The sequence below is a fragment of the Candidatus Defluviilinea gracilis genome, from assembly GCA_016716235.1.
In the GTDB taxonomy this organism is placed as follows: domain Bacteria; phylum Chloroflexota; class Anaerolineae; order Anaerolineales; family Villigracilaceae; genus Defluviilinea; species Defluviilinea gracilis.
Map to the genome: position 1 here is coordinate 1,623,559 of JADJWS010000001.1, position 16,133 is coordinate 1,639,691.

At 53.7% G+C, this 16,133-nt stretch carries 19 protein-coding genes; 15 read left to right on the top strand and 4 right to left on the bottom strand.

The annotated features are described in order from the left end of the window. Positions 1–222 precede the first annotated feature (222 nt). A complete protein-coding gene (locus tag IPM31_07610; GenBank protein MBK9006847.1) occupies positions 223–1,368 on the bottom strand; it encodes an MFS transporter in 1,146 nt (381 codons plus the stop codon). 57 nt (positions 1,369–1,425) lie between these two features. Between IPM31_07610 and IPM31_07615 the strand changes: the two genes are divergently transcribed. The 7 genes from IPM31_07615 (at position 1,426) to IPM31_07645 (ending at position 7,637) form a co-directional block, all read left to right on the top strand. Further along, positions 1,426–1,941 carry a YbaK/EbsC family protein gene (locus IPM31_07615; GenBank protein MBK9006848.1) on the top strand — a complete coding sequence of 172 codons (516 nt, stop codon included), beginning with the start codon at positions 1,426–1,428 and terminating at the stop codon, positions 1,939–1,941. Positions 1,942–2,095: 154 nt separating this feature from the next. Further along, the gene (locus IPM31_07620) at positions 2,096–3,073 is read left to right on the top strand and encodes a squalene/phytoene synthase family protein (protein MBK9006849.1); all 978 of its coding nucleotides are present in this window, start codon (positions 2,096–2,098) and stop codon (positions 3,071–3,073) included. Between the two features lie 167 nt (positions 3,074–3,240). Then, positions 3,241–4,548, top strand: coding sequence for a nodulation protein NfeD (locus IPM31_07625; GenBank protein ID MBK9006850.1), 1,308 nt, complete (start codon positions 3,241–3,243; stop codon positions 4,546–4,548). Between the two features lie 38 nt (positions 4,549–4,586). Next, positions 4,587–5,531: a lipoyl synthase gene (gene lipA / locus IPM31_07630; protein MBK9006851.1), complete on the top strand. Its 945-nt coding sequence runs from the start codon at positions 4,587–4,589 to the stop codon at positions 5,529–5,531. A 156-nt stretch (positions 5,532–5,687) separates the two neighbouring features. Next, a complete protein-coding gene (locus tag IPM31_07635) occupies positions 5,688–6,224 on the top strand; it encodes an ATP-binding protein (protein MBK9006852.1) in 537 nt (178 codons plus the stop codon). A 65-nt stretch (positions 6,225–6,289) separates the two neighbouring features. Then, positions 6,290–6,805 (top strand): hypothetical protein, encoded by a 516-nt coding sequence (locus IPM31_07640; protein ID MBK9006853.1) that lies wholly within the window; start codon positions 6,290–6,292, stop codon positions 6,803–6,805. A gap of 10 nt (positions 6,806–6,815) precedes the next feature. After that, a complete protein-coding gene (locus IPM31_07645; GenBank protein MBK9006854.1) occupies positions 6,816–7,637 on the top strand; it encodes an SDR family NAD(P)-dependent oxidoreductase in 822 nt (273 codons plus the stop codon). A 142-nt stretch (positions 7,638–7,779) separates the two neighbouring features. Here the strand turns inward: IPM31_07645 and pheA are convergent, their stop codons facing one another. The 3 genes from pheA to tpx all read right to left on the bottom strand — a co-directional run bounded on the left by pheA (position 7,780) and on the right by tpx (position 10,414). Then, positions 7,780–8,592 (bottom strand): prephenate dehydratase, encoded by an 813-nt coding sequence (gene pheA, locus IPM31_07650; protein ID MBK9006855.1) that lies wholly within the window; start codon positions 8,590–8,592, stop codon positions 7,780–7,782. 68 nt (positions 8,593–8,660) lie between these two features. Next, positions 8,661–9,839 (bottom strand): pyridoxal phosphate-dependent aminotransferase, encoded by a 1,179-nt coding sequence (locus IPM31_07655; GenBank protein ID MBK9006856.1) that lies wholly within the window; start codon positions 9,837–9,839, stop codon positions 8,661–8,663. Between the two features lie 50 nt (positions 9,840–9,889). Next, positions 9,890–10,414: a thiol peroxidase gene (tpx, locus tag IPM31_07660; protein ID MBK9006857.1), complete on the bottom strand. Its 525-nt coding sequence runs from the start codon at positions 10,412–10,414 to the stop codon at positions 9,890–9,892. Positions 10,415–10,815: 401 nt separating this feature from the next. Between tpx and IPM31_07665 the strand changes: the two genes are divergently transcribed. The 8 genes from IPM31_07665 (at position 10,816) to IPM31_07700 (ending at position 16,132) form a co-directional block, all read left to right on the top strand. After that, on the top strand, positions 10,816–11,667 hold the full coding sequence (locus IPM31_07665) for an isocitrate lyase/phosphoenolpyruvate mutase family protein (protein MBK9006858.1): 852 nt from the start codon (positions 10,816–10,818) through the stop codon (positions 11,665–11,667). 18 nt (positions 11,668–11,685) lie between these two features. Further along, a complete protein-coding gene (locus IPM31_07670; GenBank protein MBK9006859.1) occupies positions 11,686–12,345 on the top strand; it encodes a GTP cyclohydrolase I in 660 nt (219 codons plus the stop codon). Positions 12,346–12,419: 74 nt separating this feature from the next. After that, on the top strand, positions 12,420–13,031 hold the full coding sequence (locus IPM31_07675) for a DsbA family protein (protein ID MBK9006860.1): 612 nt from the start codon (positions 12,420–12,422) through the stop codon (positions 13,029–13,031). Between the two features lie 226 nt (positions 13,032–13,257). Further along, positions 13,258–13,731, top strand: coding sequence for a carboxymuconolactone decarboxylase family protein (locus tag IPM31_07680; protein ID MBK9006861.1), 474 nt, complete (start codon positions 13,258–13,260; stop codon positions 13,729–13,731). Then, a complete protein-coding gene (locus IPM31_07685) occupies positions 13,653–14,738 on the top strand; it encodes a DNA-3-methyladenine glycosylase 2 (protein MBK9006862.1) in 1,086 nt (361 codons plus the stop codon). Before IPM31_07680 ends, IPM31_07685 begins: the two co-directional genes overlap by 79 nt. An 89-nt stretch (positions 14,739–14,827) precedes the next feature. Beyond that, positions 14,828–15,178 carry a DUF488 domain-containing protein gene (locus IPM31_07690; GenBank protein ID MBK9006863.1) on the top strand — a complete coding sequence of 117 codons (351 nt, stop codon included), beginning with the start codon at positions 14,828–14,830 and terminating at the stop codon, positions 15,176–15,178. Positions 15,179–15,406: 228 nt separating this feature from the next. After that, positions 15,407–15,652, top strand: a complete 246-nt coding sequence (locus IPM31_07695; GenBank protein MBK9006864.1) for a DUF2249 domain-containing protein — start codon at positions 15,407–15,409, stop codon at positions 15,650–15,652. Positions 15,653–15,805: 153 nt separating this feature from the next. Continuing rightward, complete coding sequence (locus IPM31_07700) at positions 15,806–16,132, top strand: hypothetical protein (protein ID MBK9006865.1); 327 nt, start codon at positions 15,806–15,808, stop codon at positions 16,130–16,132. Position 16,133 lies beyond the last annotated feature (1 nt).

The window sequence follows — 16,133 nt, forward strand, 5'->3', positions numbered from 1 at the left end:
ACTACGGCGCAACAGGTTCAACTGCGTAAGTCCTAGATTAAGAATTTAACCGAGCAATCCTTGCGCTCTGTTTTGAAATACGGAGTCGCTGAGTCACGGGCTTTTTAAATTGGTTTATTTCGGCAGGCTCAATACAAGTTCTCAGCGTCTCTGTGCCTCGCCCGTCCCGATGCTTTTTCGGGAGTGGTTAGGTGTATTGCCCGATTATATGGAAAAGCGCGATCAATCATGATGGCGCGAAACATACCACACAGCCGCCAGCCCGAGTACATTGAATAGTATCGCTACGCTGGTCACCAACGAAAAACCGACAGCATATAACGCGGGTCCAAGCAATGCCCCGAGCACACGCCCAACCGAATGAGCCGCGCCTGCCAGCGACAAGGTTGTCGCGCGAGCCGAAGGCATCACTTCCGACATCAGGGGAATGATGCTGACAATTGTAAATTCAAATGTGATATAGAACAGGAATAACCCCGTCAACGCTCCGAGTTGCGTGCGACCGATCAACGGCAGGAGGATCGCCGCCGCGCAGTTCGCAAGGATGCCGATCCCCGCCGCGCGCACTTTGCCCACGCGGTCGGCAAACAACGCGACGAATCCCTCCCCGCCCAATTCCGACAAGCCGATGAATACCGACGCGCCCGCCAGCGCGGCGATCTGCAGTTTGAATGAATCCTCCAACCACAAGGCAAAGGTGACGTTGATCACTTCATTCCCAGCCGTGATGGATAAACCGATCATAAACGCGATCAACACCACAGGCGATTTGAGAATTTGCTTCAAGTTGCCAAACAACCCGTCTTCGTGATGAACGGGCTTTGTTGAATCGGTCAGCGTGAATGCGATATATAAGAAAGCGAGCAAGCCCAACAAACCGAAGATCAAATAGGGCGTCGACCATGTATAACGGGAAAGGGTCCATCCCACCAACGGCGCTCCAAGCACAAACGCCAGCGACCACGCGAACTCAGTCACCGCAAGCGCCGTGCCGCGTTTTTCATACGCCACATGGTCGGCAATGTACGAGGACAACGACGGATCGAAGAATGCTTTAGCCAACAGACCGAAAACAAGCGCAATGCCGAGCGTTGTTAGGGTGGGCGATATCGCCACCACTGCCGCGCCGCTCACGAACAAACCCAGACCCAACAACATACCGAATTTACGTCCGCGCGCTTCGATGAGCGGGATGACAAACGCGGCGAATGCGCCAACCATGGCGCGCCGCGCGATCAACTCCGAGATGGCGTGGGGATCCACGCCAAGCCTGCTTGCAAAGACCGTGATGAACGGATAGATCATCCGATACGGCGTGTTGAGGATCACGCGGATGAGCGTGAACGTGACGAGTTTGAAGTAACTCACAAAGATTTTTCCTTATTGACGATGTAATGGCTTTGGGGCATGGTATGATTTTACACGATGGATGCTTCGTCTCCGCTCAGCGTGAAACCGCCCGCCAGCCTCGCATTGGATTCTCTGGGCATCGAACACCGCCTCTTTGTCCACGGGACGGCTGTTTCATCCTTCGAGGAAGCCGCGTCCGCCCGAAACCAGCGACCTGAGCAAGTTGTCCGCAGTATTTTGTTTCAGATACGAGCAGGCGAATTTGTGATGGTGCTAATCGCAGGACCCGTGCAGGTGAATTGGAAAAAACTGCGCGACCTCGTCAAACGTTCGCGCATCCGCATGGCAACCGAGGAGGAAGTGTTGGAAGTGACGGGTTACCGAGTCGGGACGGTGAGTCCGTTTGGGGTGGCGAGTCAGTTCGAGGTCATGATTGACGCGAGCGTGTTGAAAGAGGATGAAGTCTCTATCGGGTCGGGAGTCCGCAATACGGCGATCATCATGAAGAGCGAGGATCTTCGTCGCGCGTTGAAAGACGCGGAAGTCGTTGCACTCGCGGAGGACTCTCCATCGCAAGGGTCGGTAAATTAATAATTTCTATATGTTTGTTCGCTCGCAGTTGCACTGCGAGCGGGATGCAGTACAACTGCATCCCAAACAGGGAGATGACTCTCCATCGTAAGTCCTACGTTCGCATCCGGTGTAAAATGACAGGGTTTTATTTTTCGGTTTATTTGAGGCGATCATGATCCCATTGAAAGACCTGTTGAGGATGGCGAGCCGCACGTTCGCCATCGGCATTGAACAATTGCCCGCCGTGTTATGCGACGCGGGAACGGTGGCATACCTGCTCTTGCGCGTGTCCGATTATTTGGAGGACAACGAGGAGATGCCAGCGGAGAAAAAGATCGAACTGTTGAATCTGTGGGCGGATGTGCTGAACGGCTCGGCAAACGTGAGCGATCTCACGAGTCGGATTCAAGACGCCGACACATCGAACCCAGACGCGGTGGTGGCACAGCATGCGGAGGATATTCTGGCGCGGCTGGCGCTACTCCCAAAAGAGGTGCGCGAGATCATCACGCCGCATGTGATTCACAGCACGCAGGGCATGGCGCGTTGGGTGGCGCGCGGACCGCAAGTGAACGACGAAGCCGACATGGACGATTACATGTTCGAGGTGGCGGGGCGCGTGGGCTATTTGCTCACGCATCTGTTCGCGTGGTATTCGTTGTTCATCCGTTTCCGCATCAAGGAGTTGCTCCCGCTCGCGCGCGAATTCGGGCTGGCTCTGCAAACCGTCAACGTGATTCGCGGCTTGAGGAAAGACTACGAGCGCGGCTGGGTGTACATCCCGAAAAAGTTTTTGGAAGCGGTGAATTTATCGGCGCATGAATTATTCCTGCCAGAGAACCGCGCCGAGGCGATCAAAGTGTTGGACATGCTTGCCGACAAGGCGGAGCGTCACTTACACGCGGCACTCACTTGCGTAAAAACTCTTCCACGCTGGCAGCACCGCATCCGTCTCGCGTGCATCTTCCCACTCATGTTCGCCATCCGCACGCTCGCCATCAGCCGCCGCAACACGGACGTGTTCAACTCGGAGGCAAAAATGTCGCGCGAGGAAGTGAAACGCATCGTGCGTGACGCCACGCTCTGGGGCTGGTCGAACCGCTGGCTGGATCGGTATTCGAGAGAGTTGAATGTGGTGGCAGAAGAGTAAAAAAACATCTAACCACGAAGGGCACAAAGAACACAAAGGGGGAAAAGAGCTTGGTTTATAGGTTTGCCCCTTCGTGACCTTTGTGTACTTTGTGTTTAAAAAGGTTCTCCCATTAAAAACGGCATAGTCATAATTGGGGTTAAGGTTTGGGGGTTATAATCCACGCCATGAAACGGATCGGCTTACTTCTAATTTTTCTTGGTGCGGTGATGAGCGTCTTCCAGCCTGCGCGCGCGCAAAGCGACGAGCCGCTCGCGCTGGTGATGACCGCCGACGGGCCCATCATGCCGCCGATGTACGAGTACATCAAACGCGGGGTTGAAACGGCAGAACGAAGGAACGCCGAAGTCCTCATTATTCAACTCAACACGCCGGGCGGGCTCATTAGCACAATGAAATCTATCGTTGCGATCATACGCGCCAGCGATGTGCCTGTAATCGTGTACGTTTCGCCGCGCGGCGCATGGGCAGGGAGCGCCGGCGCGCTCGTAACTATGTCGGGTCATGCTTCGGCAATGGCTCCTGAAACCGTCATCGGTTTTGCCAGCCCCGTGGGCGGCTCGGGAGAGGATCTTGGCGAAACGATGAAGGCAAAAGAGATGGAGGCGCTTACATCTCTTGCGCGTACTCTGACCGAACGACGCGGCGCTGAAGCCGTTAAGCTTGCCGAGGCAATGATCGTGGAAGCCAAAGCCGTCACTAACCAGGAGGCGCTCGAAGCCGGGTTCATAGACTTTGTTGTGGACGACATTGACGACCTGCTCGAATCGCTCAACGGTTTCACCGTGCAAATGAGCGATGGGCCGCGCGTGTTGAACACAGAAAACGCGGATGTCCAGCCGCTGGACATGAGTTTCATCGAGCGCTTCATCCTCCTGCTGATTGACCCGAACATTGCGTTCCTCTTAATTGCCATCGGCGTGCAAGCCGTGCTCATCGAAATCTCCAGCCCGGGCGGATGGGTCGCGGGATTCATCGGCGTCGTCTGCCTCACGCTGGCGACGTACGGCGTGGGCGTGTTGCCCGTCAATTGGTTCGGATTTATTTTCATGGCAACCGCGTTCGTCTTATTCATCCTCGATATCAAAGCGCCGACTCACGGCGCGTTAACCGCGGCAGGAGTCGCGTCGTTCATCGTCGGCGCGTTGGTGCTGTTCAATTCGCCGGGCACGCCGCAATTCCAACGCGTGTCTGTCCCGTTGGTGATCGCCACCGGTATTTTGCTGGGTCTGTTTTTCTTCGGCATCCTCGTGTACGCGTTACGCGCGTTGCGCGTGCCGGTCAGCGTGGGGGTCGAGTCGCTCGCGGGAAAAATAGGAACAGTTCGAAGTTGGGATGAAGCGGGCGGGCAAGTCCAGTTAGAGTCCGAGTTGTGGAGCGCGTCATCAGTGAACGAATCTGAAAAAATCAGTAAGGGAGATAAAGTGGAAGTCGTCGAAGTCAGCGGAATCCGATTGAAAGTGAGAAAGAAGTAAAGCGGGATACCATCCCGCTCCACGCTTCAACCCCCATTATGTCTGTTACACCAACTCGAGACCGAATCATCCCCCCCAGCGACGTGCGCCCTCTGCGCCGCCCCGAATGGATCAAGGTGCGCGCGCCCGCGGGTGAAAATTACGAACGCATTCAAACGTTGATGCGCTCGAAATCGTTGCATACCGTGTGCGAAGAAGCGATGTGCCCGAACCTCGGCGAATGTTGGGGGAGCGGCACCGCCACGTTTTTGATGCTCGGCGACGTGTGCACGCGCACGTGCGGATTCTGCGACATCAAACACGGCAAGCCGACGATGATGGATTGGGGCGAAGCCGAACGCGTGGCGCAAGCCGTCAAATCCATGGAGTTGAAACACGCGGTCATCACATCGGTGAATCGTGATGAGAGGCGGGATGGCGGCTCTCCGATTTTTGCTATGGTGATTCGCCGCATTCGAGAAGTTCTGCCAGGCTGTTCCATCGAAGTGTTGATCCCCGATTTCAAAGGTTCGATTGAGGCGTTGAAAATTGTGATGGACGCGCGACCTGAAATTTTGAATCACAACGTGGAGACCGTGCCGCGCTTGTTCAAGCAAGTCCAACCGCAGGATAACTACGATTGGGCGGCGGCGACTCTCTCGAACGCAAAGAAACTCGACCCCGATGTGTTGACCAAGTCTGGAATCATGGTCGGTCTCGGTGAAGAAATGGACGAGATCAAAGCCGTGATGCGCGATCAACGCTCATGGGGCGTGGACATTTTGACCATCGGTCAATACCTGCAACCGAGCAAGAAGCACATGCCCATTTCGAGATATTACACCATGGAAGAGTTCGCCGAACTGCGCGACTACGGCAAAGAGATCGGTTTCAAATGGGTCGAGTCGAATCCGCTGGTGAGGTCGTCGTATCACGCGGCGGAGCAGGTGAGGGCGTTGAGTGTGGTGCATCGGAAGTTGTATGGGGAGAGAGTGGAGAATTAGAGGATTAGAGGATTAGAGAATTGGAGACTGGAGATTGAGACTCCCGCTGGCGAATCGTCGGCGGGAGTTTTTGGTTTCTCGGTTTGAATTGAGCGTATAATTTGTACAAAGGTAGTTGGGCTTCGTCGCCCATATGAGTTGGGTCTTATCAACACAATGAAAAAGTCAAACAGTTCTGCCAGATTAATTATCGTTTGTGGTCTGCCTGGCTCAGGAAAGACAACTTTGGCAAAGTGCCTTGAGGATGACCTGCACGCTGTTCGCCTATCGCCAGACGAGTGGATGGATGCGCTCTCCATTGATCTTTATGACGAAGAAACTCGAGCAAGGATTGAATCGCTCCAATGGAAGTTAGGTCAACGACTGCTTGAACTTGGTCTTGTGGTCATTATTGAATGGGGAACATGGGGAAAATCTGAGCGTGATGCATTGCGTGAAGGCGCTCGTAATCTTGGCGCTGCTGTCGAACTGCACTACCTGTATGCGCCTCCTGAAATTCTTTTCGAGCGCATTCAGCGCCGAAACATGGAGAATCCACCAATAAAACGTGAAGATGTTTTGCGGTGGGCAGAGATGATTCAGGTTCCAACGGAAGAAGAAATGAGCTTGTTTGACCCTGCGAGTGAATGCAAGCAAAATTTGGAAACATTTTTTCATGAAGACGCAGTAAAACAAACGCGCAGTGGACGATGAGGATTCTACTTTAATTAGACTGCCTAAGAAAGCGTTAGGCAGAAGAATCGCTTACGAACTAACAAATGATCTTACCCAAAAAACGAGACCCTCGATTCATCACCACCCGTCGCGGCGGGACGCTCACAGACTCGGATCATCACCTGCTTGCGGTTTGGGCGGCGGATTGCGCAGGGCATGTATTGCATCTGTTCGAGGAGATTCAACCCAATGATGATCGTCCGCGCCGCGCCATCGAAGCGACTCGCGCGTGGGCGCGCGGGGAATTCAAAATGATGGAAACACGCGCACTGGGCGGTCATGCAATGGGTGCAGGGAGGGATTTGCGTGGAGCCGCGCGTTTCGCCGCATTTTCTGCGGGGCAGGCGGCAGTGACGGCGCACGTCGCGGCACACGAACTTGGCGCGGCGGCATATGCGATCAAAGCCGCGATGGCGGCGGCAGTTGAGGGTCAGGAAAAAGAAGCGGGGCGTCTCGAATGCGAGTGGCAGCGCGCGCAACTTCCAAATGACATCCGCGCTCTTGTGCTTGACGACCAGAAGTTGCGAAATGAGATCTGTTGGTTCGTATTCGATCAATGAGGAGCGCAAAGTGACAAAGCAAATTGTTTTGACTGGCGGGTCGTCTGGGATTGGATTGGAATTGCTGAAGATTCTGTTGGAAAAAGAACATCGGGTTGCTGTTGTTGTGAGAAACCAAGAGCAATCAGATGAACTTCAAAATAATTTTCATTCAACCAACCTGGAGATTTTTATCGCCGATCTCAGCGTCCAATCGGAGGTCGTCAATGTTGCCACGATGATTCGGGAAAAACTTGGCAAGGTGGATATTCTGTTCAATAACGCGGGAGTGTTGCTGGAAAAAATCGTCAAGTCGAAACAGGGCAACGAAATGCACTTTGAGGTGAACACGCTTTCCCCATATCTATTAACTCAGAGTTTGAAACCAGCCCTGACCCAATCCGCCGATCCGCTCGTGGTGAATACCGCAACGGATGGGTTACATCAGATCCCAAAGATCAAAGTCGGCGAACTCCTCCACCCCAAAGACAACCAACCCCCAATGGGCATGTACCTGTACTCGAAGCTTGCTCTCGCGCTGTTAATGAAGCGCAATTCGGAAAAATTCCGCAGGGATGGAATCAGAGTGATAAACGTTTCACCCAGCGGAAACAAAACAAAGATGTCCATGGGCAAAGGAATGCCGATTTGGATGAAACCTCTTGTGACATTATTTTACAAACATCCTCAGCACGGAGCCAAACTGCTTTACCGCGCGGCGTTTGGAGAAGAACATCTTGGGAAAACCCAAATTTACTTGCAGAACAATACCGTGAAAGAAATTCGAACTTCGATCAACGATGAGCAGGCGTCAGATTTGCTGAGCGGATTGAAAGTGGGCGCTATTCATTGAAACAATAGTCGGCGCTTCACGAAAGTTCAGGCGTCAGTTGCGCTGCGTCAAGAACTATTTTCGTGATCTATGGATAATAGACCTTTTGCGAAGTAAAACTTACTTCTGCAAGGGGACTACTAACCTTTCAGGGCAATTTTCATCACCCCCTAAACCTCGCATACGACCCCAGCACGCGCAGTGTCAGCGCGTATTCGTTCAGGTGGTCGAGCGCGCGGTTCGAGGCTTCCTCGTTCGCCGAACCGATGAAATCAATATAAAACAGATATTCCCACGGCTTGCCCTGCAACGGGCGCGACTCGATCTTGGTCAGGTCAATGTCGCGCAAGGCAAACACCGACATCGCCTTGAACAGCGAGCCGGGCTGGTTCTTCAACGTAAACACGATGGACGTCTTCGCTTCGCCCGCCGGGACAACTGCTTCTTTTTGGATGGCGAGGAACCTCGTGTAGTTCTCCGCGTTATCTTCAATTCCCTCTTCCAGAATCTGCATGCCGTAAATTTCTGCCGCGCGGCGCGAAGCGACCGCCGCCGTGTCGCGCGCGCCCGACTCTTTCAGCATCTTCACGCTCCCCGCGGTGTCGTACACAGGCTCCGCTTGGATGCCGCGCTTTCGCAAATACTCGGCGCACTGCCCCAGCGCCTGCGGATGGCTGATGGCTTTTTTGATTTCATCCATCTTCACGTTAGGCAACGCGATCAAACAATGCCGCACGCGCAATGGATACTCGCCTACGATGCGCAGGTCGTTTCGCAACAACAGGTCGTAATTCTGATGGATGCTCCCCGCCAGCGAATTTTCGATGGGGATCAATGCCGCGTCGCTCCGCCCGCTGTTGACTGCCTCGAACACCGCGTCGAACGACTCGCAGGGGAGCGACTTGACCTCCCCGAAATAATCGAACACCGCCTGCTCGCTATACGCGCCATGCTCGCCTTGAAATGCAATCTTCATAAAACCTCCAGTCTCAGGTCAAAGGTTGAATGTCGAAAGTTGCGAAACCTGAAACCTTGAACTTGAAACTATTGTTCTTCCGCCCACTCCACGATCCTCCTGAACCCCGTCTCCACTTCCTCATCCGACGCGGCGATGGACATGCGGATGAATCCCTCGCCCAGTTCGCCGAACGCGGAGCCGGGGACAAGCCCCACGCTTTTCTCTTCGAGAATCCGTTCGCACATTTCCACGTCGTTCATCTTCAACGCGCGCAGATCGAGGAAGCAGTAGAACGCGCCCTGCGGCGGCGTCACGCGGACTTTGTCGCTTTCCAGCTCAGCGGATAATTTCATCACCAACGCGCGCCTCCGCGTGTATGCCTCGCGCATCTTCGCCGTTTCTTGTTGCACGCCGGGATCCGTCAACGCGAACGCGGAAGCTTTTTGGATGAACGGCGCAACGCATGTGATGCTGTTCTGTCCCGCCTTCACCGCGTTCGAAATCACGCGCTTGGGCGCGGCGAGAAAACCCACGCGCCAGCCGGTCATCGCGTAGGTTTTCGAGAGGCTTTGAATAATCAATGTCCGTTCTTTCGCGCCTTCAAAGGAGGCAAGCGAGGTCGGCTTTTCTTCAAAATATAAACTGTCATAGACTTCATCTGTAATGACCCACAGGTCGCGCGCTTTCGCAAAGTCCTGCAATTTTTGCAGATACTCGCGCGAAGGGACGATGCCCGTCGGGTTGGAGGGATAGTTGACGACGATGGCGCGGGTCTTTGGCGAAACAGCCCGCGCCCACGAGTCGAACGAAGGGATGAATCCAGCCTCCACGGGGGCAGGGACGCGGGTCACTTCCGCTCTCAGCATCATCGCTAAATTGACGTGAGTCGCCCATGTGGGGTCGGGGATCAAGACCTCGTCGCCGGGATTCAAAATGGATTGCATCGCCGAAAAATACGCGTGGATGCCGCCGTGCGTGACGATGATCTCGGAGGCGGGGTCGTACGAAACGCCTTCGTCGCGCATCAACTTGCTGGCGATGGCAGAGAGGAGCTCCGGTCTGCCGCGCGAGGGTCCGTAGTGTGTCAGTCCCTCTTGCAGGGCTTTGCACGCCACGTCGATCACCGCTTGCGATGTCGAAAAATCGGGGTCGCCTTGTTGCAAACCGATGATTTTTTTTCCGCTGGCTTTGAGCGCGGAGATGCGGTCGCCCATCGCCACTGTGGGTGATTGGCGGAAATGCTCGAACTGTTCATTGAGATTCATGTTGTGACTCCGTTTGAAAAAAGCCCCCGCATAAGCGAGGGCTGAATAGATTATCCTAACGCCTGCTTCGCGGCTTGAATCACTTCGTCGTAATTCGGTTCTTCTCCCAGAGTGGGCAGATAGTTCACGTAGGTGAGTTTTCCATCGCGCCCGACGATGAACACCGAACGGCGTAGATAACGCCGCTCTTTGATCAATACGCCGTATTTGACTCCGAACTCCGCATCCACCACATCCGAAACGACTTTCACTTTCTCCACGCCCGCCGCGCCGCACCAGCGTTTTTGAGCCATCGGGAAATCGGTGCTGATGGTGTAGATGATAATCTCCTCGCTGAGTTTCGCGGCTTCTTCATTGAATCGGCGCGTCTCGCGGTCGCAGACGTCGGTATCGAGCGAAGGGACTGCCGAGAGGATAATCACCTTCCCCTTCGACTCCTCCAGCGGATTCACGCGTCCCCACCCCGGTACAACTGACGTGAAGGCGGGAGCCGTATCGCCCACTTTGACCTCATCGCCCAACAACGTGGCGAAATTTTCGCCGATCTTGAACACATCCGAACGAACAGTAACCATTTGATTCTCTCCAATTGATTGATGAGCGTTATTGTACTAGATAAATCACGCAAGTGAAACGAAGTCTTGACGGGGAGTGTCTAATCGAGAAAGTAAATTCGGCTCAACCGTTATTAACGGGAAAGCCCAAAAACCTTAGCCACGGATTTCACAAATTCACACGGATTGTTTAAAAAATTCGTGAACATCCGTGTAAATTCGTGGCAAAGAATCTTCCTGCGAGTCGTAATCCCCTCAGAAAGGGGAGAGCCGTAAATTCTTTACCATGCGTGAAAAATATTTACCGCAAAGCACGCTAATGCGAAATCTTGAAAATACGACAAATAAGTCATATTTTTATATTAAATATCATAAATATTGTGGTATGATTGGCTTTGAAATCAAAGCGGAGGTACCGATTCATGAACGCGAAACACACTGTCAGCAAAGAGGAACAAATCAAGAAGGCGGAAGATTTTCGCAACCTTCATCACGGTTCGATCCTGATTTTGCCCAACGCCTGGGACGCCGCCTCTGCCAAGATGTTTGAGCGGGCGGGCTTTGACTCGATCGCCACTACCAGCGCGGGAATCGCTTCTTCTTATGGTTATCCTGATGGCGAGATGATGAGCCGCGCTGAAATGCTGGAAGTGGTTCAGCGAATCGCAAAGTCGGTTGAACTGCCTGTTACAGCGGATATGGAAGCGGGGTTCGGCGAGACGCCCGCCGAAGTCGCCGAGACCGCGCGTCTCACGCTTGAAGCGGGCGCCGTTGGGTTGAATCTGGAAGATGGGACGATCAACAAACCTTATCCATTGGAAGACATCGCGCTTCAAGCGGAAAAAATAATAGCCATGCGCGAAGCCGCGCGGACGTTCGGAGTCCCGTTGGTCATCAACGCGCGCACGGACGTATACGAAAAATCCGATAAGCGCGACAAGGCCGCATTGGCGCAAGCCATCCAGCGCGGCAATGCGTATCGCGAGGCAGGCGCGGACTGCGTCTTCGTGATCAGCGTGGACGACAAGCAGACCATCGCCGAACTTGTCCGCGAGATCAACGCGCCGATCAACGTTCTGGCTAGGCACGGAAGCCCGACCATCGCAGAGTTGAAAGAACTTGGCGTGGCGCGAGTCAGTTTCGGGTCCATTCCGATGCGGGCGACGATGTCGTTGGTGGGAAAAATCGCGGACGAGTTGAAACAACACGGCACGTACAGTTTCGCGCGCGACATCCCGACCTACGTTGAGGTGAATCGTTATTTCAACAAATAAACAGGAAAGGATTTATCAATGAACATCCACGACGACCCTGAAGATCTCGAATACCAAACCGCCATGAAACTTCAGTCGCGCCAGATATCGGACGAACAGTTTCACAAGTTCGAAGGCTATGCCGCGGAAATATTTACCGCCTTTGGGCTGGACTTGAACACGCCCGCCACGAAAGATACGCCGCGCCGCTTTATCAAAGCGCTGTTCGACTCTACAGAGGGGTATGACGGCGACCCGAAATTATTGCGCGTTTTCGATACCGAATGCCGCGGCGAACCCGATTGCCGCTTGAGTCAAGTGATCGAGGGCCCGATCCCATTCTTTGCGTTGTGCGAACATCACGCGCTTCCGTTTTATGGGATGGCGTATGTCGGATACATCGCGCATGAGAACATCGTCGGTATTTCCAAATTGACGCGCCTCGTGCGCCTCTTTGCCAAACGCTTCTCCGTGCAGGAACGGATCGGTCAGCAAATCGCCGACACGCTCGAGACGATGCTCCATCCGCATGGAGTGGCAGTCTATCTCGAAGCGCATCACCTGTGCATGGAAATGCGCGGCGTGCGCGAGGTCTCGCCGATCACACGCACCACGGTCTGGCGCGGACATTTCGCGGAAGACGCGGCGCTTCGCTCGGAATTTTTTACCGCATGCGGTTTACAAAGGAATGAGAGATGACAATGCGACAAGGTGAAATACCCGAAATTTTGGAGTGGGCTGAATATTATTGACCGTGGTGTTATGTTGCGGCCGTGCGCCTGCAAAAAATTGCGCCTGAATATGAAGGGCGCGTCCGTTTGGTGGAGCGGGCTTTTCCATTGGAAGTGTACGGCGGCGGCCCGCCCGACCGCAAAGAACTCGAATTGGAAATCTGGCTTGCGGCATTACAAGAACCAGCGGCGACGTTCAAACCGTTCAGCGATGATTTCCCCACGACCACGCTTCCCGCTTTCGACGCGGCTTGGTGCGCGTTTCAACAAGGCGAATCCGTCGGACGCGATTTTGACTTGCGAATCCGCCGCGCGTTTTTTGCCGAAGGGCGCAACATCGGCAAGCCCGAAGTGATGCTCGACCTCGCCCGCGAAGCGAATTTAGACATGGATCATTTCACTCGTCTCTTCAACAGCGCTGAACCGCGCGCCGCCGTGCTTGCAGAAGGCAAACTCGGCAAAGAAAAATTTGGCGTGCGCGGCACACCCACCGTCATGTTGAACGACGGGACGAAACTCGTCCATAAGATGTCGTACCCAAAGATCCAAAATTATAAAATTGTTTCGATTGGAAAATTGCCGTGTTGCGGCGAAGGCTGTTATCAAGCCACGCGCCAAATGTTTGAAAGAGCGCTCGCGCAGGAAGTAAAATAAATAAAAAGATCTGACTGCTCAGCCGCCAGCCACACCTTCCATTAGGTCTCTATAAGGCGCTCTTGTTCTTTGCCGAAGCAGGCTCCTAATGATATGGGATTGCTTCGGCGGAAAGAGCAAATGCCCGCCTCGCAACGACATGGCGAAGTAGTTACAAAAAAAACCTTGTGTCCTTCGTGACACTTCGTGGTTAAGAAAAAAATCAAAACTCAAAGGATGAAACAAAATGGAACCGCGTCTCAATTATTCAAAAGTCTCGCCTGAAGGTGTGGAAGGGCTGAGCAAACTCGAAGGCTACGTCCGCAAATCGGGCTTGGAACACAGTCTGCTCGAACTGGTCAAACTGCGCGCCTCACAACTCAACGGTTGCGCCTATTGCATTGACATGCACACCAAAGATGCGCGCACCAACGGCGAAAGCGAACAGCGTTTGTACGGAGTCAGCGCGTGGCACGAAGCGCCGTTTTACACCGACCGCGAACGCGCCGCCCTCGCCTGGACCGAAGCCGTCACGCTCGTCAGCCAAGACCATGTGCCAGATGAAATCTATGCCGAAGCGCGCAAACATTTCAGCGAAAAAGAACTTGTGGATTTGACTCTCGGCATCATCGCTATCAATTCATGGAATCGACTGGCGGTCAGTTTCCGCTCGCTGGCGGGATCGTATCAGCCCGATCATCCAGCCGTGAAGAAGGGCTAGAGAAAACGTCCCGAAGGTTGACTGGATTCAACGATGTGTTTTCAAGGAAACCTTCGGGACGATATTTTGAGAGGCTTGACTTGCTTGACCAGAACGCTTCATTCGACCTTCAGCCTGTTTCGCCGTTTCGACTCGATCTCGCCGTTTGGACTCTGCGCCGCCGCCCCGACAATCTCTTCGACCGCTGGAACGGCACAACGTATCGGCGCGTGTTGATTGCAGATGATAAGCCGTTTGAAATCGCAGTGACTCAATACGCGGAATCAAAAAACTTGCGTGTTGAAATAAATGGAACGAGATTAACTTCTTCGGTCAAGACAACTGTCACCGCCGCGCTGGAGCGTTTGCTCGGACTCAACGTTGATTTGCAAAAGTTTTATCGCCTGAGCAAAACAGATCACTGGCTCAAGCCGCTTGCGAGTCAATTTCAAGGCATGAAGCCGCCGCGTTTGTTGAGTCCGTTTGAAGCGCTGATCAACGCCGTCGCCTGTCAGCAGTTGACGCTCACGATGGGCATTCGCCTGCTCAACCGCCTCACCGAAGCATATGGCATGGCGCTCAAAACGGAAAATGGAATCGTCCACGCTTTTCCGCGCCCGCAGGATTTAGTCACTGCCGATTTGGAAGATTTACGCGAGATGAGTTTCAGTTATCAGAAAGCCCGCTACATTACGAATATCTCGCGCCTCATTATGGATGGCGAACTTGACTTGGATGCGCTCGCTCAATTAAACGATGAAGAAGCGGTTGCGCGTCTGTGCGAATTGAAAGGCGTGGGACGCTGGACAGCGGAATACGTTTTACTGCGCGGGCTGGGTCGCACGCACATCTTCCCCGCCGACGATGTGGGCGCGCGCAACAACCTGCAAAAGTGGCTGGGACTGCCTGGCAAGATGACCTATGCCAACACACGCGAAGCGTTGATGCGTTGGGACGGATTCGGCGGGCTGATCTATTTCCATCTGCTGTTAAAAAGTCTGGCAGAGAAAGGTTTGGTGTCGATTTGAAAAACCCCGGAGAGCGGACTTGAGTCCGCTCTTTAGGCGGACTGGAAGTCCGCAATCCGGTATGTAGGTTTTATCAATAAGGAGTGATCATGTTGAAGATAAAACGCGTATATGAAGCCGCCGCAAAAAGCGACGGGACTCGTTTTCTCGTCGAGCGGTTGTGGCCCCGCGGCATGAAAAAAGAAACGCTGAAAATGAAAGCCTGGCTGAAGAACGTCGCGCCCAGCGCCGACTTGCGGAACTGGTTCGCGCACGATCCGCTCAAATGGGCGGAGTTTCAGAAGCGCTATCAAGCCGAACTGAAAGCCAACTCCGCCGAGTGGCAGCCAATTGTAGATGCCGCCAAAAAAGGCGATGTGACTTTATTGTATAGCGCGCACGATACGGAACACAACAACGCTCTCGCGCTTAAAGCGTTTTTGGAAAGGCGCTTGAAGTAACGCAAAATTCATTTTGCGTTACATGGCAAAGTGAACCTTGCCGCACGCGAGACCGTACCGCAAAATTCATTTTGCGACGAGACAAATGACAACGTGAACCTTGTCGTACCGCAAAGTTTACTTTGCGTAAAATGGCAACGTGAACCTTGCCGCACACTACTGGTTAAAAACGGCTTCGCCAAGCGAAACGCCGATTTTAAAAACACAACCCAAAAGGAGACATACACCATGTCCGAAAGCACAACCACGTTAGACGTCCGCGAAATTCCCCCGCGCGAGCGTCACCCGAAGATCTTCCAAACCTTCGACGCGCTGAAAGAAGGCGAGTTCTTCACGCTGGTCAACGACCACGACCCGAAGCCGCTCTTCTATCAATTCTCGCACGAGCGCGGCGGATTGTTCGGCTGGGAATACCTTGAAGAAGGTCCCGAAGTCTGGCGCGTGAAGATCAGCCGCGTCGCCGCCTCCGCCTGAATAGCGGAAAGACCGAAGCGGAAGACTCTCATCGAAGCCAACAAAAAAACATCCTGAAGGTTTTAATCCACACCGCTTACGGTTTGGACAACCTTCAGGATGTTTGGTCAACGATTCGGGTTCTCAATCAGACAGCACAAGAAAGGAATGAACATGAAAATTGCAAACATATTCGAAGAAGTCCAGTTCAACGAGAAAGACCCTCGCGCCGAGCCTCTGCATGTTGACCGTGAAGGACGCGCGATCCTTTTTACGCTCAAAGCGGGTCAATTCATCCGCGAACATAACGCGCCGAGTTCGCCGTTCTTCGTGGTCACGCTCCAAGGACAAGGCATCTTCACCGGCGGCGACGGCGTCGAGCGCACCTGCGGACCGAACACGCTCCTGGTATTCGACGCGGGCGAAAACCACTCCATCCGCGCGCTGGATGAATTGGTCTTTCTCGGTATTTTGCACGGCGCGCCGCTCGCGCAGAAATAAT

Excerpts from the sequence above, each read along its gene's own strand:
- IPM31_07615 (MBK9006848.1), top strand. The coding sequence starts at position 1,426 with ATGGATGCTTCGTCTCCGCTCAGCGTGAAACCGCCCGCCAGCCTCGCA.
- IPM31_07695 (MBK9006864.1), top strand. The coding sequence starts at position 15,407 with ATGTCCGAAAGCACAACCACGTTAGACGTCCGCGAAATTCCCCCGCGC.
- IPM31_07700 (MBK9006865.1), top strand. The coding sequence starts at position 15,806 with ATGAAAATTGCAAACATATTCGAAGAAGTCCAGTTCAACGAGAAAGAC.
- IPM31_07655 (MBK9006856.1), bottom strand. The coding sequence starts at position 9,839 with ATGAATCTCAATGAACAGTTCGAGCATTTCCGCCAATCACCCACAGTG.
- IPM31_07635 (MBK9006852.1), top strand. The coding sequence starts at position 5,688 with ATGAAAAAGTCAAACAGTTCTGCCAGATTAATTATCGTTTGTGGTCTG.
- IPM31_07625 (MBK9006850.1), top strand. The coding sequence starts at position 3,241 with ATGAAACGGATCGGCTTACTTCTAATTTTTCTTGGTGCGGTGATGAGC.
- IPM31_07690 (MBK9006863.1), top strand. The coding sequence starts at position 14,828 with ATGTTGAAGATAAAACGCGTATATGAAGCCGCCGCAAAAAGCGACGGG.
- IPM31_07640 (MBK9006853.1), top strand. The coding sequence starts at position 6,290 with ATGATCTTACCCAAAAAACGAGACCCTCGATTCATCACCACCCGTCGC.
- tpx (MBK9006857.1), bottom strand. The coding sequence starts at position 10,414 with ATGGTTACTGTTCGTTCGGATGTGTTCAAGATCGGCGAAAATTTCGCC.
- IPM31_07665 (MBK9006858.1), top strand. The coding sequence starts at position 10,816 with ATGAACGCGAAACACACTGTCAGCAAAGAGGAACAAATCAAGAAGGCG.
- IPM31_07680 (MBK9006861.1), top strand. The coding sequence starts at position 13,258 with ATGGAACCGCGTCTCAATTATTCAAAAGTCTCGCCTGAAGGTGTGGAA.
- IPM31_07685 (MBK9006862.1), top strand. The coding sequence starts at position 13,653 with ATGGAATCGACTGGCGGTCAGTTTCCGCTCGCTGGCGGGATCGTATCA.
- IPM31_07670 (MBK9006859.1), top strand. The coding sequence starts at position 11,686 with ATGAACATCCACGACGACCCTGAAGATCTCGAATACCAAACCGCCATG.
- lipA (MBK9006851.1), top strand. The coding sequence starts at position 4,587 with ATGTCTGTTACACCAACTCGAGACCGAATCATCCCCCCCAGCGACGTG.
- pheA (MBK9006855.1), bottom strand. The coding sequence starts at position 8,592 with ATGAAGATTGCATTTCAAGGCGAGCATGGCGCGTATAGCGAGCAGGCG.
- IPM31_07620 (MBK9006849.1), top strand. The coding sequence starts at position 2,096 with ATGATCCCATTGAAAGACCTGTTGAGGATGGCGAGCCGCACGTTCGCC.